A 20548-nucleotide genomic window follows, 5' to 3' on the forward strand; every position below is an offset into this window, starting at 1 on the left:
CTTAGAGAAGTCAATTAGCCCGTATAGCCTAAAGCGGTGATCGAATATTTTACGCAGAATAACCCTTTATGAGTTAGACACACTATTTGGGGACAAAATGGTGCTTTTTACTACCGCCTGTTGATTTGCACTTAAAACTGACCCTTGGGGGGATGTATTGGATGCAAATCAACACTTTCGTGTTTCAGCGCATTGCTACGCTGAGTGGTTTACCTTGTTTGAGTCATGGTTTTATGGCGTTGCAGTAGTGCTAATGAGTGCGGCAGTCGTTTTAATCTGGCGATATTTGATCCGGCCACGATAAGCCGTTTATATTACCAGAGGGCCTATGTGTCATTTGAGTATTAGAATGCGAACCAAAGCCTTAAGCAGCACACATGTAGATTCGCATAATGTATATTATGTTAAATACAATAATTGTATGGTAAAGACGACCGATCTTTTACGAAGTGTCACTGCTATTCCTCCTAAATCATTTAGCTCGATGCGATGTACTAAATAAACTGAAAGCTCGGCTACAGCCAGTTTGCTCCACGAAATGTGCGGAGCCCATGACAAACCCGGCAAGATGAAATGCTTTTATGTTGAACCGTGAGAAGCTACAACGACGAGTTTAGAGCAGTCGCAAGGCAGCAGCCGTTATAAACAATTGATGCTCATGAAGATCGATGAGTTACTACAGCAATCCAGCAGCTGGCGTCGCTACGCAACGGCTTAGCAAGAATCGATAGAGCACCACTAACTGCCCGTAAACGGCACTCACTTCAGCAAATATCTCGTTCGACGACATCTTTTCAAAGCGCGCATCGATTTTTCGGTGTTAAGCAGCGGCTGCTTATGAATTTATACCAAGGACAAGAAAAACCGCAGACTTACTCATTCTGAGTCGCAATAATTAAGGCGATGGCGTTTTGTGCTATTTTTAAACTGCTTAGCTTTTAGTATTAAAAATTAAGGGTTGAGGTATTTATTGTGAAGCCGCTAAGATCAGCCAATAATGGTCAAGCGCGAACAAATAGCGCACCGCTCACATGAAAAACTTGGTGTTTCTCGTCTAAAATAACGCTAATTGCGATGCGCCCCGCTCGCTCGCCCAGAACACCCCTTTCAGTTTTTGAACGCCGGCTTCACGGGCGGCAATTGCTAGCTCTTTTGCACCCTTTTCACCGTAATACTGGATCGGGAATGTGGCTTTCTCAAAGTCACCTGGTTTTTTGCCGGGCCAATGAGCCTCCCAGTACCATAGCTCTTTAACACAGCCATCCTTGAGCTTGTACCGTTTAGCATAGCGATACACACCAGGAATACCAGAGGTATTGTGGCGCCGAGGTGTACTGCAGAACTGCTGGCGGGTGGTGGGTGGGTACTGCGAAACAACCTCATCGCGGTAGGATTTTGCCGCGGTCAAGGCCTTGCGCTTACCACCATAGGTTTTGTCTGGAAAATTCTTAACAATTAGTTTGTTTTGGCGTCGAAGGCTAACCCGCCAGGCGTGAGTCCGGTAGGTTTCATCGTCGATTCTGGAAATACCGTACATGGCTTTACTTTTAGACATGTGTCCCGTGTGTCTCAATTCTTAAAAACAGTTTGTGATTCAGGCAACATATGCACCAATTATAACTAAGTCGAGCCGCGGCCCGCAAAGCGATATGGCGTATTGTCCCATTCCGCGAGTATACGCCCCGATCAGAGTGCCAATCTAAAGCACATGATAACATTCAATCACCCTGCCTTCTTGTGGGTTTAGTAGAAAAAGGCGAGCCAACCAACCTTGCTCACCCTAATTTTGCCCAAGAAAGCGCGAGCATTCCCGGCACGCGACCTAAACTATTCCCGTTAGTGGTGCTTATAGGTTTAGGCGATTAAACGCGCTATTGCCAATTAATTGGGCGGTAATACTATGTTACAACGCCCAACACGTGTTCACATACCAACAAACTTTGGCCGCTGTGGTAGCATTTCTCGTGTTTCACCACGTCATCGCGACATAAAAAGTCGGCGAACGGCAGTTTTCCGGGTACTGCCACCCTGCAAGTGACGTCTAGCCAACAATAAAGGAATTAAAGCCAATGAATAAAACAGCATTAATTACCGGGGCGGCTGCCGGAATAGGCAAAGCCTGTGCCCTTCGGCTCGCGCGCGAGGGCATTGCCGTGGGCGTTCTTGATTTGAATCTAGAAGGCTGTGAGGCTGTTGCCGCAGAGATTGTGGCGGCGGGTGGTCGAGCAATCGCGCTACGAGCAAGTATCGCAGACCGAGAGCAAGTCACTGCGGCTGCCGATCAGCTGCGCGACGCCTTCGGTGCAATAACTATTGTAGTTAACAATGCCGGTATCTCCAACTTCATTCCCTTTGAAGAGCTAAGTGATGAGGATTGGGACCGGATGTTTACCATCAACACCAAAGGAACATTTATTGTAACCCAAGTGGTGCTTCCAGACATGAAGGCCGCTAATTGGGGGCGTATCGTCAATATATCCTCGTCCAGCGCACAAACCGGCAGTGTCGAACAGGTGCACTATTCCGCCTCAAAAGGGGCTGTTATCTCGATGACTCGGTCATTGGCACAAGCCCTTGGGCCCTATGGCATTACGGTAAATAATATTCCGCCAGGTGCGGTAATGAACACCATTATGTCGGAAGAGAATAAGCATCGGTTTAAGATGCCAATGGAAACTCTCACCAAGCTAATTCCAGTCGGGCGCACCGGCGAACCAGAAGATATAGCCAATGCCTGCGCGTGGCTGGTGTCGGAAGAAACAAGCTATGTCTCCGGGCAAACGATTGGTGTTAATGGTGGCCGGGTGGTCTCTTAAGTTGCCGGTAACCTTAGATTGAAACCGGACGCCACCACCGACATAGTCGAGAAGAAATTACCGGGGCCATTGCCTTACTATCGCACCGCAGGATAAGTGCAATGCGATATACAATAGCGTTGCAAGTGCACCGAGGGTGAGACCGATATACAGAAACAAATCGGGCGCTTTCATCATGGTCGACATAAGGGATTCATGATAGTAAAAGAACCATTGGTGATTGTCCGGAAAAACCAGGGTGTGCAACTTATAAAAAATAGCGACCCAACCAACCGCGGCGATTAGCACGGCAACAGCCCCCACCCAGATCGCATTGACCAGCAATAGCTGGCGATATGAGGGTAAGGCCCAAGACTTTGCTATCATCGTGCCAAGCAGTACGAGCCAGAGTAAAAATAGAATGGGTTCAAATTGCTGCAATGCCGTTATTAAATTCGCAACATCTTGTAAATGGGTTATTTCCGCTTGATGTAGTAAGGGGCTTTCAATGCCCTTCTCTGCAACTGAGTAGCGGATGTTCGCTAGACCAGCGCCTTGGTGGCTAATGGCATGGCAAATCTGCGCAAACAAATCGATTCGCTGATCGCGACTTGTGTCGGCAAAGCCTGTCCGATAAATATTCTCAGGCCCGTACTGGCTAATATTCTCGGCGATCCCAATGTGGTCATGCCAAAACCCGTAGAAAAAGTTACTCGCTAATAAGATATGCCACGCAAGAAATACGCTAAGGCATAAAGTGAGTAAGTTATAGACCATACTCCGAGTAATCGTGGCAAGTTTTAGCACGTTGTTGACGCCATATTTTGCACATTCCCTTTATCTAGTTAACAGGTTTTGCAACACTCGCGGAGGTCTTCCCGATTCTGGGCTGATACCACGCATGAGTTTATCACCAATAAGCAATATGCATGAAAGCCTTGTAGAATATCGAACTACAAATTGAACTCGCCTATACAATAGAGACTCGCCGATGAATACGCGAACACGCCCTTTTGTTAGCTCTTTTGTCGAACGCCTCCATCCGCGACAGATTTTAGTGGCATTGGATGAGATTGACGCCAAGCTACCAAGCTATTCCCTAAACCGCCCCGCTGCTTTGCGCCGAGTGTTTGCCGTATTGGCCTGTGTTTCAGTCTGTTTATTAATGATTCACTACCTCAAGTACTCCTCAGTGTTTACCGCCACCTTACAGATGCTCAGCGGTGCCATAGATAAGCCAGCCAATTATTTTTATTTAATGGTAAGGCGAACTGGTTTCGGCGAGTTAATCGGCTATGCGTGGTGGACCGCCTGGCATGTAATTGGTTATGTACTCATCCCAATCTTAGTGATTAAGCGTGTAATAAAATTGCCTGTGGCAGATTTCGGCTGGCGCTGGAATGCTACCAGCGAGCATTGGCAGGGGTACTTGTTATTATTATCACCAATTTTGGTATTTGTTTTTATCGCGGCCTCTAATCAGGATTTTGTTGCCCACTACCCATTTTATCAATTGGCGGGGAGAAGTTGGTTTGATTTGATTGCCTGGGAGTGTCTTTATCTTTGTCAGTTTATTTGCCTTGAGTTTTTCTTTAGAGGGTTTTTCTTGCAGGCCCTGCGCCCTGCAGTTGGTGCCAATGCCGTGTGGATTATGTGTGTACCCTATTTAATGATCCATTTCCCTAAATTGTGGCCAGAAGCTGGGGGCGCAATTTTGTTTGGTCTGCTTTTAGGGATCTTAGCCTTGCGATCGTCGTCAATTTGGGGCGGCTTTTTTGTCCACGCCGGTGTCGCTGTCGGTATGGACCTAGCATCACTGATAAAGCAGCAACGAATACCAACTATGTTTTGGCCTTTTTAAGCTCCGCTCGTCAGCAAATTTAAATTGCGCCCAAACTCATAGGGCAACAAGAGCTTTTGCGGGCCAATCTATTTTAACGGTATTGCTGATACATTTTATTGACCCAAAGGCTTACTGGGTGCTCACGATAATGATCACAAAATGCCTGCGCTTTCGCGTCTGGAATATCACCCCAGGGGAATGGGTGTTCTGCGGGTTGCGTTAAAAGCGACAACATCGCGGCAACAGACAAATCAGCGCGGCTAAATTGCTCACCGACTAAATAGGGGCTTTGCTCTATTCGCTTCGCCATTTGATCCATCGCTACATCAAAGGCTTTCTTGGCCTCAGTGACTTTTGCTGGCGAAATAACGTAAACGTCGTAGATGCGCTTATTCAATTTCGAAGCAATCATGCCATAGGCTAATTTTTTGTAGACTGGCATTGAGTGCGTAAAGCATTGTCTAATAAAAGCAGGATAGTCCAATAGCGTACTGTATAAAATACGGCGGATATTGACGCCGAGCTTTTCGTCCATCTCCGTTTCAATGTCGGTGCAAGCCTGCCGCCCCTCCACGGTTACTGGGCTCAGTTGTCGATTTGGGTAGATCGAGTCTATTTGGTCGATAATTTCGCTGGAGCCTTGAATAACAAGACCATCTTCGTAAACCAATACCGGCACGGATGTGCCAGGTGCAATTTTGCGAATGGTTTTTAAATGCAGACCTGGCATAACCGCAACTGGATCGTAGGAAATACCTTTGTAGTCCAGCGCCCAACGTGCTTTTTCGCAAAAATGCGAGTGTGGAAAAATCAGTAGTTTTGGCATGTCGCGCCTTATCATTTAATTAAAGCTCTAGCAGAGGCAAATGCCTGCAAGGCAGCAAACAAAGCTTAGCCAAAACTCGCGGTTTTTTTGTAAGCGTCTCTAGCCTGCAGTTTACTAAGATAAGCCAAGGTACTCGCTTTGCCCGTCAGCAATCCGTGTACAAAAGCGATTTCTAAAATCATACTTACCATTATGTCGGCGGCCGTAAAGCGATCACCGGCAATATAGTCCCGGCCACTTAGGGTTGCTTCAATATAGTTAATATCCAAGGCTAATTCCTTGGCGATATAGCCATCTAAGGGCTGATTGCCCGCTCGTTCCTCTTTTTTCATGATCATGTTGATAATGACGGGCATCGCCAGCGAACCTTCGGCGAAATGCAACCATTCGAGATAATCGTAATAATTATCAGCCGTTTTGGCTGGTCGTAAGGTCTGCTCTGGATCTTGATCTAATAGGTACTCCATTACCGCGCCCGACTCGCACAAAGTGCGCTCACCGTCGACGATTACCGGTGACTTTGATAATGGGTGAATTGCCGCGAGGCTCGGCGGCGCGAGGTTGGTTTTCGGGTCGCGCTGATGATGCACAAGCTCATAGGGCATGCCCAATTCTTCTAAAAGCCAAATAACACGCTTAGAACGTGACTGATTTAAATGGTGAACAGTAATCATACGAGGGCCTTTAATAAATTTTATGGGTTTACATCACTAATTATCGAGGCTCGATTAGCCTAAGAGCCTCGGCTCTAAGCCTACAATTTACAAGGCAGTTTCGAGAATCTCCTGACTGATTGCTGGCGTGATCTCGGCTTGTTCGCCCAGCTTTACCATGCCATGTTTAGTGAGATTAGCGAGCAAGGCGTCGATATGCGTAGCGTCGAGGTTGATATCCTTTAGGCTGGTCGGTAAGCCCATGGATTTGAAAAAGGTCTCCGTTGCGGCAATCGCCTGATCAATCCTTACCTCGTCATTGCCACTAGTGATCCCCCAAACCCGTTCCGCGTATTGAAGTAGCTTTTCTCGCTTCACTGCCCTTCTCACTTTTAATACCGCAGGCAACATAATCGATAAAGTGCGAGCGTGATCAATTCCATGTAAAGCGGTAAGCTCATGGCCAATCATATGACTCGTCCAGTCCTGGGGAACACCCGCGCCTATCAGGCCATTAAGCGCTAAACTTGCAGACCACATAATATTTGCACGAACCTCAATGTCATTTTTAGACTCCGCAGCAAGCGCCTTTGGTCCCTCTTCAATTAAGGTTTGCAGCAAGCCTTCGGCGAATCGATCCTGAACTTTGGCATTGACGCTGTAAGTAAGGTATTGCTCCATGGTGTGCACAAACGCATCAACAACGCCATTACCAATCTGGCAATCAGACAAGCTCAAGGTCACAACGGGGTCCAGCACCGCAAAAAGAGGCCTAACAAAAGGGCTCGAAAACGTGCCTTTGTGTCCATTGCGCGTCACCACTGACACCGTATTACTTTCCGAGCCCGTTGCCGGCAAAGTCAGAACAACCCCCAAAGGCAAAGCTTCCAGCACCTTTTGCCGCTTTGCAATGACATCCCAAGGGTCATCGCCCTTATAGCAAGCCGCTGCAGCGATAAATTTGGCACCATCGACTACGGAGCCACCACCTACCGCCAAGATATAATCCACTTCATGATCGGTAATCAGTGCTTGCGCTTTCATTAAGGTATCGTAACTTGGATTCGGCTCAATTCCTGAGAATTCAATAACTGTGTGCTTGGCCAGCACAGCCATTAGTTGATCATAGATGCCATTTTGCTTAATTGAACCGCCGCCATACACCAGCAGCACTTTAGCGCTAACGGGTATTTCTTTGCTTATCGCTTGAATTTGACCTTCGCCGAAATGAATCCGCGTGCTGTTGGAAAAGCTGAAATTCAACATGAAATGTCCTTTGATGTCGCTGAAAAAGAGGTTTGTACGTAATGAATTAGCTAATCGTTTTTACATGACTGAAGTTAGCTTACTCAGTTTTGGGGCAAATGTAATACTTCATTAGGACACTATAGCTCTGGAAGGCTGCCCCAGGCCCATCATAGGGCCCGGGTTATAGGCGCTAGGTCAAGGAATGATTGTACAGCTGCCAATACCATCGGCGGCTAGGTCTTCTATATATAATTGACCCGAGCTTGCAGCCGTTAGGCGGCTCATACAATCTGCAATGCTGACCTGGCCGATACTGAGTCCAGTTATTGGATCCAATAGGTTTAAGAAAACAATATTTTCGATATCGGCCGGAATCGTGCTGGGATCGGGCACCTCATTTAGCAGGACTTCACATTGACCCGCCAATTCACCACCAAGTACTTTGGCGATATTAATATTGTATCGCGTGGCATTGGAGATACAGTCAAGAATACTGACCTTTTCGGTTATAACGACTAGGGCGAGAGGGTCAGGATCAACCACATCTAAAAACGGTATTTCGCTATACACCGGTGCTGTGGGACCGGGATCGGTGGGCGTAACAGGATCGACAACGGGGTCGAGCGGGTCAGTTGGTGGAGTAGTGCCGGTATCCGCTGGATCATCGCTGCCACCGGTAATTAACACCACGCCACCCTCTCCTGCGTCGTTTGCAATAAACACTGAGCGTCCTGCAAAGTTAGAGGGTGAAGAGTTTTCGAATGCATTGGGCTGCTGCCCCTCTGACAATCCATCAAAAGCAAAATAGGTATTTGCCTCGACGGCAGAGGCAAAATCAAACATTTCTTGCAGGAGCGCGTCCCGTATTGCTATCCACCCTATTATGGTTCCCATCACTAACGCCGCGGCCAGTAATACCAATTCGGTGGTAATTACATAGCCCGCCTGGCGAGCACCCTTCTCTTTAATTCGCATATTGCAACGCGGTATCGGAGTCATGAGTTACCACCGATTACCCAGTAGCGAAGGATTAGGTTTAAGTCCTTATTAAACAATATCTTATACATATAATGGTCGTGCTTTTTTTGAAGGTTATAGTAGGTAAAGCAAAATATGAGCCATTGTGCGTTATTGATTAGCGAAACCCAATATCTCTACTTTAATAAAACTAGTCAATCACATTCCAGGAAACAACGTCACGTTGATGCAAAGCACAGTATTCCGGAAGGCAAGCTTCCAGCACTCCAGTATCAGCCTATGTGCGCACTGCAATTTGAAGTAGCAACCAACTACGCTAAGGGCTTACCCTTATTGTTTGATAAGGAACTGATTGGGATGATAATTTCTGCAAGCTCGGTCCGGACCTCTTATCGACTCAGTACTGGATTCTGGTCTGTTTCACTGTAAAACAGGAAACAATTTATGAGTGTTCACTCCAACCCAGACGCATTGGAGTTTATGGATGAACGAGATAATAGCGATACCAACTCAGTAAAAACCGCCGAACCTTGGCGTATCCTCATTGTAGATGATGAGGTAGACATCCATCGCGTTACCGTTATGGCTTTGGCGGGTTTTCGCTACCTCAACCGCCCCCTCCATATTGTTCATGCCTATAGTGGTGCTGAGGCGCGGAGGATAATTGATGGTGGCGAAGATTTTGCTGCGATACTTCTCGACGTAGTAATGGAGTCAGATAATGCCGGGCTACTACTGGCAAATTATATTCGCAATGAGTTAAAAAACTCGGTATTACGGATCATACTGCGAACCGGACACCCTGGAACTATTACTGAATACGATGCCGAGAAGAAGTACGGTTGTAATTTCTATGAGCAAAAAACCAATATTACTGTGGAGCGGCTCGTTAGCATTGTAACGATGGCACTAGCCTCATACTGTGAGGCCAGTGCGCTTGACTGTGATTTGATCGATCAGAGTATGGAGCGCCCTCAGCGGCCGGTAGTAGAGAGCGCCAGCAAACCCAAGCGGGTCAATACCATCAGCGGAAACTATAATAGCCTGCCGGCCGCAACTGGCGGCTCAAAGAAATATGAACGCTTTAGTTTGGCAGAGGTACTTGGACTAATTCAAACACGACTCGCGCTTACTCTGGCCGAATACAATATAAATGTGAAAGGCCCCTCACCACTGCTTGTTAGTGGAAATCGCCGGGAATTTGAAACGGCTTTAGAGAGTATTCTTCGCTTAATTGTTTCTTATCCAGTATGCCAATCGAAGCGCGATTTGGATGTCACTCTTGAAAGACAACAAGACGGTGAGATTGTTATTGTTTTTTCAAAGTGGGTTAATATCGATTTGAGTTCCCTCGACGACCAAACCCTAATGTTTTTATTCAATCGATCAGAGCATATTGAGCGCCTGAATACGCCAGCAAATAAGACTCAAACTATCGAAATCCGATTAAGTAGCGTCAGTGTCACTATCGCATCAGAAGCAGGAATGCCAACTAGGTTCTCGCTGAGGGCAGGCAGACCGGGAGAATATGGGCCATAAAGGACCGAGTGGCGCACTGGATAGCTATTCTCTTTCAGAGTTTAACGCCATCGTGCAAAGCGGCAGCAGTGCCATTGTCAGTGTTGATTTCAATGGCATTATCACGCGCTGGAATATTGGCGCCGAGCGCATTTTCGGGTTTAGCGCTGAAGAAGTCCTGGGGGAAAATTGGGATCAACTTGTGCCCGAAAGTCGGCGCAGTGAGCTTCGAAAAACCTTAGATAAAATACGGCGAGGGCGCACGGTACCACTATGCGAGTCGCAGCGCATCCGTAAAGACGGCAAGGCCGTTGATGTCGAGTTTTATATATTCCCCATTATCCACGACACCACCTCTGAAGTAATTGGTGCTACAACAATCACCACCGATGTCAGCGCCCGAAAGGCAACTGAGTCAGCCTTAGCGGCCACTGCAGGGCAAATTCAAACCATTGTTCACACCGTGCTCGATGGCATAATTACGATTGATCAAGACGGCATTATCGAATCGATTAATCCCGCAGCGGAAAAAATATTCCAGTACCATGCGCATGAGTTAATTGGCTGTAATGTCAAAATACTGATGCCGGAACCCTATGCCAGTGAACATGATAGTTATCTGGAAAACTACGCGAGGACCGGCCATGCTAAAATTATTGGTATAGGCCGTGACGTAACGGGCCGACGCAAGGACGGCACTAACTTTCCTATGTCCTTAGCCGTGAATAAAATGCAGTCAGGCAAAGGCGTTTCCTATGTTGGCGTAATCTCTGATATAACGGAAGCTAAAGAGCGGGAGCAGTTACTGCAAGACCAGATCAGTAAGACGCGTCTGGCAAACACCAATTTAGAGACAGCCATTACCCAATTAAAAGACACTCAGGCGCAATTAGTGCAGTCTGAGAAAATGGCCGCACTCGGTTCATTAGTCGCTGGTTTAGCCCATGAAATTAATACGCCAATTGGTGTTGGAGTGACAGCAGCGTCGTATTTGCAAAGTAACTCCGTACAATTAAGCACTGCGCTTAAAAATAATACGCTTAAAAAATCTGAACTCACCAATTACGTTGAATTAGTCGCTGAGAGCGCGGATCTTGTAGCACGCAACCTTGAGCGCGCCGCGACATTAATCACAAGTTTTAAGAATGTAGCGGTAGACCAAACCAATGACGACTATCGCGAGATCAACTTAAATGATTACCTCCTTGAAATCGTTAATAGCTTTACCCCTCAGCTCAAAAAACATCATATACACGTCAATGTAGATTGCCCTCCTCATATCATATTTACCACCAAGCCTGGTGCGCTTTATCAAGTACTAAGTAATTTGATGATGAATGCGAACGTGCACGCTTATGACGGATTTGACTCAGGGGAGATCAATATTTCCGCTACCGTCGACAATGGCAAGATTAAACTGGTTGTGGCAGACAGCGGCAAAGGGATTTCTCCGGAAAACTTACCCAAATTATTTGATCCATTCTTTACCACCAACCGACACCGTGGAGGCACCGGTCTTGGACTGCACATCAGTTTTAACCTGGTGACGCAATCGCTAGGCGGATTTATCAGCGCGCAAAGCGAACTCGGCGTCGGAACGAGCTTCTTGATTACTATTCCCTTAAAGCATAGTGTGGATACAAGCATTCCCGATTAAATGCACAGTCACGGTGGTGTGTGGTTATGGCAAATCTGTTGTGGTTACAAGGTGGGGCCTGTTCGGGGAATACAATGTCGTTCCTCAACGCCGAAGAACCGAGCGTTTGTGATTTAGTCACTGATTTCGGCATAAATATTCTGTGGCACCCATCTCTCGGTGAGGAATTGGGCGAAGCCGTTGTCAATAAACTTCATGCCTGCATTAGCGGTGAGCTGCCGCTTGATATTTTTGTATTTGAGGGCACGGTCATTAACGGCCCAGATGGCAGTGGTAGCTGGAATCGGTTTGCCGGTCGTCCGGTTAAAGACTGGGTTAATGACCTTGCGGACATCGCTGACTACGTGGTCGCTGTTGGGGACTGTGCCAGCTGGGGCGGCATTCCGGCTACCGCACCAAATCCTACCGATTCTGAAGGCCTACAGTTCCTTAAAAAAGCCCATGGCGGCGCTCTTGGCACCGATTTCAAGAGCAAAGCAGGCTTACCGGTAATTAACATCCCCGGCTGCCCTGCCCACCCCGATTGGATTAGCCAAATACTGGTCGCTATTGCCACCGGCCGCGCTAGCGAAATCGCGTTAGACGATTTGCAACGACCCAAGACGTTTTTTACCAGCTTCACCCAAACCGGCTGTACCCGCAATATGCACTTTTCGTACAAAGTTGCTGCAACCGAGTTTGGTCAACGCAAAGGCTGCCTATTTTATGATCTAGGTTGCCGCGGGCCGATGACTCACTCCCCCTGCAATCGAATCCTATGGAACCGGCAAGCATCTAAAACCCGAGTTGGTATGCCGTGTTTAGGCTGCACAGAACCCGAATTCCCCTTCTTTGATTTGGCCCCAGGTACAGTCTTCAAGAGCCAAACAGTCATGGGTTTTCCCAAAGATTTACCGGCAGGAATCGATAAAATCGGCTATATGAAGTTAACAGCGGCAGCAAAACAAGCCGCGCCCCAGTGGGCCGAAGACGATATTTTCTTAATATAATAAGCGGGTACTCAATGAGTGAAGTAAAACGTCTGGATATTTCGCCGGTAGGTCGCGTAGAAGGGGATTTAGACGTAAGAGTCGACATCAAAGACGGCTATGTTGTCGATGCGTGGACCACCGCTGAGTTATTCCGCGGATTTGAGGTGATTTTGAAGGGCAAGGACCCACAGGCAGGCTTAATTGTGACGCCTCGGGCCTGCGGAATTTGCGGCGCGTCCCACTTAAATTGCGCCGCATGGGCTTTAGATACCGCGTGGCAAACCACTGTGCCGCGCAATGCAATACTCGCCCGTAATCTAGGGCAGATCACTGAAAGTCTGCAGAGCTTTGTTCGCCACCACTACGGCTTATTTCAAATAGACTTTACCAATGTTAAATACCAGCATAGCACTTTTTACGAAGAGGCCGTTGCGCGCTGGGCCATATACCGTGGCCGCAACTATGAGCGTGGTATTGCTATTTCGGGCCGAGCGGTGGAAATTTACGCGCTGTTTGGTGGGCAATGGCCCCACTCAAGCTTTATGGTTCCCGGCGGTGTGATGTGTGCCCCTACGCTTACCGACGTCACGCGGGCACGAGCAATACTGGAGTATTTCCGTTCGGAATGGCTTGAGCCAATATGGCTAGGCTGCAGCCTTGACCGTTATCGCCAAATCAAAAGCTACGACGACTTTATGGTCTGGCTTGATGAATCACCGAATCACGCGAATTCAGATTTAGGGCTGTATTGGCGTATGGGGGTCGATATCGGTTTAGATCAATTTGGCGGTGGTTTAAACCGCTTTATGAGTTGGGGTTACCTGCCCCATGAAGACCGTTATCAGCAGCCAACCGTCGCTGGCCGCGCCGCGGCTATGCGAATGCAAAGTGGGATCTACGATTTCACCACCGACAGCCATTCAATGATGGATGAATCCGGGGTCAGAGAAAATACCAGCCGCGCCTGGTATCAAGAAGGCGGTGACGACGTTCACCCTTTTGACCGGAATACCCAACCCTCCCCTAAAAATGATGTAAATCACGATGAAAAATACTCGTGGAGTACCGCGGTTCTGCATGACGAGTTTGGCCGATTAGAAACAGGCGCCCTAGCCCGTAATTTAGTCGCCGCAAAAAAAGGCGAATCCTGGCAGCATCACGACCCTTTGATCCACGACATGATGAAAAACATGGGTGGTTCAAGTTTACTGCTACGCCACTTTGCACGAATGCACGACCTCGTAAAACTCTATGATGAGGGCCAGTATTGTTTACAAGGTTTTCGCTTAGAAGAACCGTGGTATATCAAGCCAAAAGAACAAGATGGTCGCGGTTTTGGTGCCACCGAGGCTGCTCGAGGCGCCCTTGCCCACTGGATTGATGTGAAAAATGGGCGTATTCATAACTACCAGATAATTGCACCAACCACATGGAATATTGGGCCCCGCGACGGTCGTGGAAACAGAGGTCCGATGGAAGAGGCCCTCATCGGCACGCCGATCGCCAATCCCTCAGACCCAGTTGAAGTGGGGCAAGTTGCCCGGTCTTTCGACTCCTGCATGGTCTGTACGGTGCACGCGCATGATGCAAATACCGGCGATGAACTCGCCCGTTTCCAAATTCCTTAAGGCTTAGATAATGCTTACGATTATAGGCTGTGGTAATAGCAATAGAAGTGATGATGGCGTCGGGCCGTATATTGCTCAGCAACTTGCCGCGCATCTGAAAACCTCTCCCGCTGACGAGGTTCGCGTCTTCGACGCGGGCACCGGGGGAATGGATGTGATGTTTAAAGCCCGCGGCAGTTCTGAACTCATTATTATTGACGCTTGCTCCAGCGACAGTGAGCCCGGCAGCGTGTTCGAAGTACCAGAAGCCGAGTTAAGGATTCGCCAAGATCCAGTTACCAATATGCATGACTTCCGCTGGCAACACGCGTTGTACACAGGACGGCAAATCTTTGGCGACGACTTTCCGATCAACGTCACGGTCTTATTAATCGAGACGCAATCTACCGGACTCGGACTAACCTTAAGCGCCAAGGTAAAAGTCAGTGCTGATGCCTTAATAGCGACGCTGAAGTCGCGGTACGTTTCCCCTCTCAGCCGGCCAAAAACACGCTCACAGCTCTCCTTCGAAATGGCCCTGCAAATGGCCGAGGAAAGTTCCGCCAGCGACACAGAAAAAGCCGCTATGCTCGCCGAGATAGCACAAGGTTTACAGCAGCACGCCACGTCTATTGAGGATCATCGCTATGGAATAGCCTTGCTACGCCGAGCGCTGGGCTTTTCACAGTTAGATGGCAATGACATGGCGCGTTTACAGGTCCAGCTAGCCACCGGCCTCAGTCAAATTCCCAGTGATAGCAGCGAGCCCCTTCATGAGGCGAGACTATTACTTGATAACGCCATGAACGAATTGGCCATTGAAGAGGAGCGCGCCAGCGCCGCTATGCAACAGGGGTTGATCGTTCAATCTCTAGCCTCAATGGGGGCAATGGATCATGCAGTCGCTGCGGGCCACTACCAAGCAGCGCTGCGCTTTTTCCGCAGCAGCACCCACCCTGCGGAATACGCCATCATCCACAACAACCTCGCTACGCTTTGGTTGTCGATGCCGAGGGAGTCAGCTCAGCATCGCCTGTACGAAGCAATGGCGGTGCAAGCGTTCGAAACAGCACTCGCGAATATCAATGCCCAAAGTCACCCTGATGAATATGCCATGCTCCAAAACAATTTGGGCAACGCGCTGCAACACAGTGATAGCGGCGATCTCATTGCCAATAAAATGAGAGCCATAGAAGCCTACGACATTGCCCTTAGTTTGCGCAAACAACAACCACACCTCCAAGCGAATACCCTGGCCAACCGTGCTAACTGCCTGCGCGACATACCCGATAACCTCGATAAACCTGAGCTCGGAAACCGCCATCGATTAGCGGCAGCCCTGAATAATGCCCAACAGGCGCAAAAGCTCTTTGAGCAGGGCTCGGAGCGGGATAAGGCCAATATGATGGCAGAGCTAATTGCCGATTTACACACTGAAATGAACGCGAGCGCAGCCCATGCAGGATGAGCCCGAGACCGAGCGCCTGGCACTCACTATTGACGATATTGTCGCCGAGATTAGCCAGTGGGACGCCGCGTATAAGGCCAAAGCTTTTGCCTTAAAAAGTGCGGTCGAGGAGTTTCATGCCTTGGCCTTGCGAAATTTAATTAAAACCCTCGCTAACGATTCTGGCGCGGGACAAGCCCTTCGCTTGGCCTTAGCTGACCCGCTGGTATACGCCATGCTACGGCGCCACTCAATCATCAAGCCATCTTTAGAAGAACAGGCACTCACCGCATTAGACATCGTTCGTCCTGAGCTTCAACAACACGGCGGTGATGTCGAACTCATTAGTATAAAACCGCCGGGCGAGATAACGATTCAACTTACTGGGGCCTGTGATGGCTGTGGATCGTCGCAAATCACCTTAGAAAAAGGCGTTAAGAGAACCTTGCGCGAACATTGCGCATGGGTTTCCGAGATCATAGTCGCCGGTAATTCAGTGAGCGCGGCGGACGTGCAGCCCATTCAAATTATTAGCCCCTTTGAAAAAGGCAGCAGCGCGTGACGGCACTAGCAGATAAATCCGCAGCCGTCATTTGTCAAATAGTCCGCTACCCCACTATAGGAATATTAGGTGGCGAACTCGATGCCATGGGGTTACCTGCCCCCATACCCTGTGATCGAAAAAATCTATTTGCGCCGCGTGGTGTCTGCTACCACCCGAGCGACGGTTCGCTTTGGGTCAGTGATACCGGCCACCACCGAGTGTTAGCGTGGCGTTCGCCCCATTCGGGCACGGCGGCCGCAGACCGTGTTCTTGGTCAAAGCACTGGCGAGGCTCGGAATCGCGGGGGGGACGCCGGCCCCCGGTCTTTCAATGTACCTTGCGGCATTACGCCTTTTGGCGAGGGAATCGCCGTCGCAGACAGCTGGAATCACCGTGTTTTGATCTGGCTGCACCTACCCTGGGAGGACCAAGAGCCCGATTTTGTCTTAGGACAAAAGAGTTTTAGCGATGTTTTACCAAACAGAGGAGCCACCGCTCCCCAGGCCAATACGCTGTATTGGCCGTCCGGTGTGTTTGCTGATGGTGAGCGCTTATATATCGCAGATACCGGTAACCGCCGGGTTTTAATTTGGGATTACCCACCCAAATCCCACGGGGTGCCTGCAAATCGCGTGTTAGGCCAAACAGACTTCCATTGCCGCGACGAAAATGGCGGTGGCACGCCATCGGCAAGCAGTATGCGCTGGCCCCATGCCTTGTGTCTTTGGCAGGGGCGATTGTGCGTGGCAGACGCCGGAAACAATCGGGTTATGATATTCGCGACATCGCTGCCTGATAGTCATACGAATTGCGATATTCTGCTTGGCCAAGGAAGTAAATACGGTAGTTTGCATAATGCCGGCGCGTCCGTCGCTAGCGAAAATAGTCTGAGCATGCCCTATGGAATAAGTAGTTTCGGGCCTTGGCTTATTGTTGCCGACACCGCCAATTCGCGACTGCTTGGCTGGCACATTGACCGGCTCCAAACCGGTGCCCCCGCTGAAGCGCTATTTGGCCAAGTTAGCTTTGAGCGCAGTGGCGACAATGCGTGGGGTGCCGTTAGGGACAGTAGCCTGTGTTGGCCTTATGGAATTCATATTTATCAAAACCACATTGCCATCGCTGATACCGGCAACAGCCGTATCTCAATGTATGGTTTGAGCCTATGACTACACTCCCCAGCAAGCGCAGCAATTCCGGGTCTACCCTGCGCTTAAAGGGGGTCGTTCAAGGTGTCGGTATGCGACCAACTGTGTACCGCATAGCGCGGCGACTTGGTTTGTGTGGCGAGGTGAGCAACCAAGGCGGTGATGTACTGATTCAGCTCTGGGGCGGAGAACCCTTAATCGCTCAGTTTCTTAATAGCCTACACGAGGAATTACCCTCTGGCGCTACTATCCATGAGATAGATGAATCTGCATTTATTGGCTTGGCCCCGAGCGAATTTCGCATTGCCACAAGTCACACACAGCTGATCAGTAATCCGGGCGTGGTGCCCGATCGAGCAGTATGCCCAGCTTGCATCCGTGAGCTCCTCGACCCGCAAAACCGACGCTTTCACTACCCCTTCATCAATTGTACCGTTTGTGGTCCGCGCTTTAGCATAATAAAAACGCTGCCCTGGGATCGCAGCAATACGGCAATGGATGAGTTTCCGCTGTGCCCTCGCTGCCAATCTGAATATCAGTCTTGCAGCGATCGTCGTTTTCACGCCCAACCTAACGCTTGCGCAGAATGCGGCCCGACACTTTTTTACTCCCGCGACGGCCAAAGCAGACCTGTCATCGATGTACTTGACGCCATAGGCGATATTAGAAAAGGCCGCATTATTGCGGTACAAGGCTTGGCCTGTGTCCATCTCGCTTGCGACGCCACCAACGCCCTATCGGTTGCTGCGCTTCGCAATGTGAAGCGGCGCCCAGTCAAACCCCTCGCCGTTATGGCAGCTAACATGGCGATGATTCGTCGCTACGCGGTATGTTCGAAAGAAGAGGAAGACTTACTCTGCTCCCCAGCCGCACCAATAGTCTTGCTTAAAAAGCACAATCAAGCTCTCGCGGACAATATCGCCCCTAATTTAAACCGCATTGGCTTCATGCTGGCTAATACCCCCCTGCACCACCTGTTATTTACCGAATGGGATTCGCCGCTGGTATTAAGCAGTGCCAATTTAGCAGGAGGCACGCCCATTACTGACGCCGCTATTGCGCAAGATGCCGTATCGAATCTAAGTGCCGCGGTGTTACTTCACAATCGCCGGATAGTCCACCGCCTCGATGACTCTGTCGGTCAGCTTGTGGCAGGCAAGCCACAGTTGTTCCGTCGTGCGCGCGGCTATGTACCAGAGGCGATTCTCCTGCCCCCCGGCTTCGAAAACAGCCCAGCTGTTTTGGCTTATGGCGCTCATTTAAAAAGTTGCTTCTGTCTACTGAGCGGTCGGCAGGCCCAGTTGTCGACTTGGATTGGCGATCTCCACAGCCCTGATCAGCGCCAAGACTATCAAGAGCAACTAGAAAATTACGTCGCGCTATTTCAGTTTCAGGCTGAGGGAGTCGCCTGCGATCACCACCCGGATTACTTTACCAGTCATCTCGCCGAAACGAGTTCACAGTGCAGCGGTTTGCCCCTCCACAAAGTGTGGCATCATCACGCCCATGCTGCAGCGGTTATGGCCGAGCACGGTCGTGCTTTAGCTGCGCCACCAATATTGGCGATTATTTTTGACGGCGCAGGCTTAGGGCCGGACGGTAGCCTGTGGGGTGGTGAATTTTTATTAACAAATTACACCAGTTTCGAACGACTAGCGTATATTAAACCCTGCCCGTTAGTCGGTGGCGATAGCGCTGCATCACAGCCTTGGCGATGCCTGTGGTCGCAATTAGAAAGCTATTTTACGTGGGCTGAAATAACTCGTCGCTATCCCACGCTTCCTTTTATAAACGCCATGCAAACAAAGCCTCTAAGTACTTTGCAGGCTATGATAAGGAGCGGCAGCAATAGTCCGCATACCAGTTCCGCTGGACGCTTATTTGATGCTGTCGCCGCTGCCATGGGTGTGTGTTTTGAACAAAACCAATATGAAGGTGAAGCGGCAATGACCTTGCAGGCGCTGGCGGAAAGCAGCGATGATCGCCTCGCGTATCCCGTTGCGGTTGATGATAGTGGCGCAGTGCTCAAACTGAACTTTAACGTTATGTGGCAAGCACTATTAACAGACCTTTGCGCTAATCTCGATGCCCCCGTCATTGCCAGACGCTTTCACAATGGTTTGGCCAGCGCTATCTGCGAAATGACCTGCCAATTGTTTAAACGGAGCGCGAAATGGCAAGAGCCAAGCGTATTACTCAGCGGCGGCGTGTTTCAGAATGCCCTGCTCGCCGAGACCTGCGAGCGGTTATTAAGCGCGTCAGGCTTTACTGTATTGCTCCCGACCAAGGTCCCAGCCAATGATAGTGGCTTGGCGTTGGGGCAGGCACTCATCGCTGCGGCAACACAACTTGAGCAAGGTTATAGCAAGGATTCACTATGTGTTTAGGCATACCCGGTAAGATTATTGCTATCAGCCATGAGGAGCACCGTTTAGGTATTGTTGAGGTAAGCGGTGTTAAACGAGAAATTAATCTCGCCTGCATTGTCGATGCTAACCACAACCTTGCCGAGTGTGTTGGCGACTGGGTGTTAGTCCATGTTGGCTTTGCGATGGCGCGAATCAATGAGGAGGAAGCCGAGCGAACACTGAGTTTACTTAGAGAACTAGGTGATGCCGCAGACCTTGGGGAGGTGAGCTAATGTCCGAGTCTGATAAAACCTTAGATCTCTTGTACCCGCAGCTGCGCTCGGGTTTGAAACGACAGAATTTAGATGACACCTTGGCCTTTTCTATCACCGAAAAAGCGAACGCCAGTATAGACACAAAGCGGCAATTCATCGCCGACAACACCACAGCGTTGATTGCGATGGCAAAAACCATTGCTGGGGTGTTTGCCGCGGGCGGAAAGTTACTTTGTATGGGCAATGGCGGCTCGAGTTGCGATGCAGACCATCTCGCTGTGGAGTTCAATCACCCGATCACCACCGGCCGGCCCGCATTGCCGGCAATCAACTTAAGCGCCGATACGGCTATGATGACAGCTGTCGGCAATGACCTAGGTTTCGAGCAAGTTTTTGTTAGGCCACTTATTTCTCTCGGGCGGCCAGGCGATATTTTGTTTGGTATTTCAAGTAGCGGTAATTCCGGCAACATGATTGCTGCATTTAAAGCCGCTCGCGACAAGAACATTAAAACCTGCGCCCTGCTCGGCGGAGACGGCGGTGGAATTGCTAGAGCAAGTGATGTCGATCACTGTATTGTCGTCGGCAGCACCAGCGTGCACCGTATACAAGAGTGCCATGTCTTGGCATACCATATTATCTGGGATCTGGTTCACACCCTACTCGCTGATACTCGGCAATAGAGGCCAA

The 20548-nt window shown here is 49.4% G+C and carries 18 protein-coding genes; 12 read left to right on the forward strand and 6 right to left on the reverse strand.

Going from position 1 to position 20548, the window contains the following annotated elements; translation table 11 throughout:
* Positions 1 to 1054: 1054 nt before the first annotated feature.
* Complete coding sequence (locus tag ABYT30_RS03960) at positions 1055 to 1555, reverse strand: hypothetical protein (protein WP_373079546.1); 501 nt, start codon at positions 1553 to 1555, stop codon at positions 1055 to 1057.
* Positions 1556 to 2069: 514 nt separating this feature from the next.
* Here ABYT30_RS03960 and ABYT30_RS03965 point away from each other — a divergent pair.
* A complete protein-coding gene (locus ABYT30_RS03965; RefSeq protein ID WP_373079544.1) occupies positions 2070 to 2816 on the forward strand; it encodes an SDR family NAD(P)-dependent oxidoreductase in 747 nt (248 codons plus the stop codon).
* A 57-nt stretch (positions 2817 to 2873) separates the two neighbouring features.
* Here ABYT30_RS03965 and ABYT30_RS03970 read toward each other — a convergent pair whose 3' ends face one another.
* Complete coding sequence (locus tag ABYT30_RS03970) at positions 2874 to 3602, reverse strand: DUF1461 domain-containing protein (RefSeq protein ID WP_373095296.1); 729 nt, start codon at positions 3600 to 3602, stop codon at positions 2874 to 2876.
* Positions 3603 to 3786: 184 nt separating this feature from the next.
* Between ABYT30_RS03970 and ABYT30_RS03975 the strand changes: the two genes are divergently transcribed.
* Positions 3787 to 4656: a type II CAAX prenyl endopeptidase Rce1 family protein gene (locus ABYT30_RS03975; RefSeq protein WP_373079540.1), complete on the forward strand. Its 870-nt coding sequence runs from the start codon at positions 3787 to 3789 to the stop codon at positions 4654 to 4656.
* 73 nt (positions 4657 to 4729) lie between these two features.
* Here ABYT30_RS03975 and ABYT30_RS03980 read toward each other — a convergent pair whose 3' ends face one another.
* From ABYT30_RS03980 to ABYT30_RS03995, 4 genes are all read right to left on the reverse strand, one after another.
* Positions 4730 to 5464 carry a glutathione S-transferase family protein gene (locus tag ABYT30_RS03980; RefSeq protein ID WP_373079539.1) on the reverse strand — a complete coding sequence of 245 codons (735 nt, stop codon included), beginning with the start codon at positions 5462 to 5464 and terminating at the stop codon, positions 4730 to 4732.
* A 65-nt stretch (positions 5465 to 5529) separates the two neighbouring features.
* Complete coding sequence (locus ABYT30_RS03985) at positions 5530 to 6138, reverse strand: glutathione S-transferase family protein (protein WP_373079538.1); 609 nt, start codon at positions 6136 to 6138, stop codon at positions 5530 to 5532.
* Positions 6139 to 6225: 87 nt separating this feature from the next.
* A complete protein-coding gene (locus ABYT30_RS03990) occupies positions 6226 to 7383 on the reverse strand; it encodes an iron-containing alcohol dehydrogenase (RefSeq protein WP_373095299.1) in 1158 nt (385 codons plus the stop codon).
* A 177-nt stretch (positions 7384 to 7560) separates the two neighbouring features.
* Positions 7561 to 8364 (reverse strand): hypothetical protein, encoded by an 804-nt coding sequence (locus tag ABYT30_RS03995; RefSeq protein WP_373079534.1) that lies wholly within the window; start codon positions 8362 to 8364, stop codon positions 7561 to 7563.
* A gap of 423 nt (positions 8365 to 8787) precedes the next feature.
* Here ABYT30_RS03995 and ABYT30_RS04000 point away from each other — a divergent pair, with 423 nt between their 5' ends.
* Genes ABYT30_RS04000 through ABYT30_RS04045 form a run of 10 tightly spaced genes read left to right on the forward strand, consistent with a single transcriptional unit; the run spans position 8788 to position 20541 of the window.
* Positions 8788 to 9882 (forward strand): response regulator, encoded by a 1095-nt coding sequence (locus ABYT30_RS04000; protein WP_373079532.1) that lies wholly within the window; start codon positions 8788 to 8790, stop codon positions 9880 to 9882.
* A complete protein-coding gene (locus tag ABYT30_RS04005) occupies positions 9872 to 11518 on the forward strand; it encodes a PAS domain S-box protein (protein WP_373095302.1) in 1647 nt (548 codons plus the stop codon). Before ABYT30_RS04000 ends, ABYT30_RS04005 begins: the two co-directional genes overlap by 11 nt.
* A 26-nt stretch (positions 11519 to 11544) precedes the next feature.
* Positions 11545 to 12507, forward strand: coding sequence for a hypothetical protein (locus tag ABYT30_RS04010; RefSeq protein ID WP_373079528.1), 963 nt, complete (start codon positions 11545 to 11547; stop codon positions 12505 to 12507).
* 14 nt (positions 12508 to 12521) lie between these two features.
* A complete protein-coding gene (locus ABYT30_RS04015) occupies positions 12522 to 14117 on the forward strand; it encodes a nickel-dependent hydrogenase large subunit (RefSeq protein ID WP_373079526.1) in 1596 nt (531 codons plus the stop codon).
* A gap of 10 nt (positions 14118 to 14127) precedes the next feature.
* Positions 14128 to 15564: a hydrogenase maturation protease gene (locus tag ABYT30_RS04020; RefSeq protein ID WP_373095304.1), complete on the forward strand. Its 1437-nt coding sequence runs from the start codon at positions 14128 to 14130 to the stop codon at positions 15562 to 15564.
* The gene (locus tag ABYT30_RS04025) at positions 15554 to 16105 is read left to right on the forward strand and encodes a NifU family protein (RefSeq protein ID WP_373079522.1); all 552 of its coding nucleotides are present in this window, start codon (positions 15554 to 15556) and stop codon (positions 16103 to 16105) included. The genes ABYT30_RS04020 and ABYT30_RS04025 overlap by 11 nt, the downstream gene beginning before the upstream one ends.
* Positions 16102 to 17256, forward strand: coding sequence for an NHL repeat-containing protein (locus ABYT30_RS04030; RefSeq protein WP_373095307.1), 1155 nt, complete (start codon positions 16102 to 16104; stop codon positions 17254 to 17256). Before ABYT30_RS04025 ends, ABYT30_RS04030 begins: the two co-directional genes overlap by 4 nt.
* Positions 17253 to 19622: a carbamoyltransferase HypF gene (gene hypF / locus ABYT30_RS04035; protein WP_373095309.1), complete on the forward strand. Its 2370-nt coding sequence runs from the start codon at positions 17253 to 17255 to the stop codon at positions 19620 to 19622. The genes ABYT30_RS04030 and hypF overlap by 4 nt, the downstream gene beginning before the upstream one ends.
* On the forward strand, positions 19613 to 19876 hold the full coding sequence (locus ABYT30_RS04040; RefSeq protein WP_373079516.1) for a HypC/HybG/HupF family hydrogenase formation chaperone: 264 nt from the start codon (positions 19613 to 19615) through the stop codon (positions 19874 to 19876). Before hypF ends, ABYT30_RS04040 begins: the two co-directional genes overlap by 10 nt.
* The gene (locus ABYT30_RS04045; RefSeq protein WP_373079513.1) at positions 19876 to 20541 is read left to right on the forward strand and encodes an SIS domain-containing protein; all 666 of its coding nucleotides are present in this window, start codon (positions 19876 to 19878) and stop codon (positions 20539 to 20541) included. Before ABYT30_RS04040 ends, ABYT30_RS04045 begins: the two co-directional genes overlap by 1 nt.
* Positions 20542 to 20548: the final 7 nt, after the last annotated feature.

It is taken from the genome of Zhongshania sp., from assembly GCF_041623545.1.
Taxonomy (GTDB): Bacteria; Pseudomonadota; Gammaproteobacteria; order Pseudomonadales; family Spongiibacteraceae; genus Spongiibacter.

Excerpts from the sequence above, each read along its gene's own strand:
- ABYT30_RS03960 (WP_373079546.1), bottom strand. The coding sequence starts at position 1,555 with ATGTCTAAAAGTAAAGCCATGTACGGTATTTCCAGAATCGACGATGAA.
- ABYT30_RS03965 (WP_373079544.1), top strand. The coding sequence starts at position 2,070 with ATGAATAAAACAGCATTAATTACCGGGGCGGCTGCCGGAATAGGCAAA.
- ABYT30_RS03975 (WP_373079540.1), top strand. The coding sequence starts at position 3,787 with ATGAATACGCGAACACGCCCTTTTGTTAGCTCTTTTGTCGAACGCCTC.
- ABYT30_RS03980 (WP_373079539.1), bottom strand. The coding sequence starts at position 5,464 with ATGCCAAAACTACTGATTTTTCCACACTCGCATTTTTGCGAAAAAGCA.
- ABYT30_RS03985 (WP_373079538.1), bottom strand. The coding sequence starts at position 6,138 with ATGATTACTGTTCACCATTTAAATCAGTCACGTTCTAAGCGTGTTATT.
- ABYT30_RS03990 (WP_373095299.1), bottom strand. The coding sequence starts at position 7,383 with ATGTTGAATTTCAGCTTTTCCAACAGCACGCGGATTCATTTCGGCGAA.
- ABYT30_RS03995 (WP_373079534.1), bottom strand. The coding sequence starts at position 8,364 with ATGACTCCGATACCGCGTTGCAATATGCGAATTAAAGAGAAGGGTGCT.
- ABYT30_RS04000 (WP_373079532.1), top strand. The coding sequence starts at position 8,788 with ATGAGTGTTCACTCCAACCCAGACGCATTGGAGTTTATGGATGAACGA.
- ABYT30_RS04005 (WP_373095302.1), top strand. The coding sequence starts at position 9,872 with ATGGGCCATAAAGGACCGAGTGGCGCACTGGATAGCTATTCTCTTTCA.
- ABYT30_RS04010 (WP_373079528.1), top strand. The coding sequence starts at position 11,545 with ATGGCAAATCTGTTGTGGTTACAAGGTGGGGCCTGTTCGGGGAATACA.
- ABYT30_RS04015 (WP_373079526.1), top strand. The coding sequence starts at position 12,522 with ATGAGTGAAGTAAAACGTCTGGATATTTCGCCGGTAGGTCGCGTAGAA.
- ABYT30_RS04020 (WP_373095304.1), top strand. The coding sequence starts at position 14,128 with ATGCTTACGATTATAGGCTGTGGTAATAGCAATAGAAGTGATGATGGC.
- ABYT30_RS04025 (WP_373079522.1), top strand. The coding sequence starts at position 15,554 with ATGCAGGATGAGCCCGAGACCGAGCGCCTGGCACTCACTATTGACGAT.
- hypF (WP_373095309.1), top strand. The coding sequence starts at position 17,253 with ATGACTACACTCCCCAGCAAGCGCAGCAATTCCGGGTCTACCCTGCGC.
- ABYT30_RS04040 (WP_373079516.1), top strand. The coding sequence starts at position 19,613 with ATGTGTTTAGGCATACCCGGTAAGATTATTGCTATCAGCCATGAGGAG.
- ABYT30_RS04045 (WP_373079513.1), top strand. The coding sequence starts at position 19,876 with ATGTCCGAGTCTGATAAAACCTTAGATCTCTTGTACCCGCAGCTGCGC.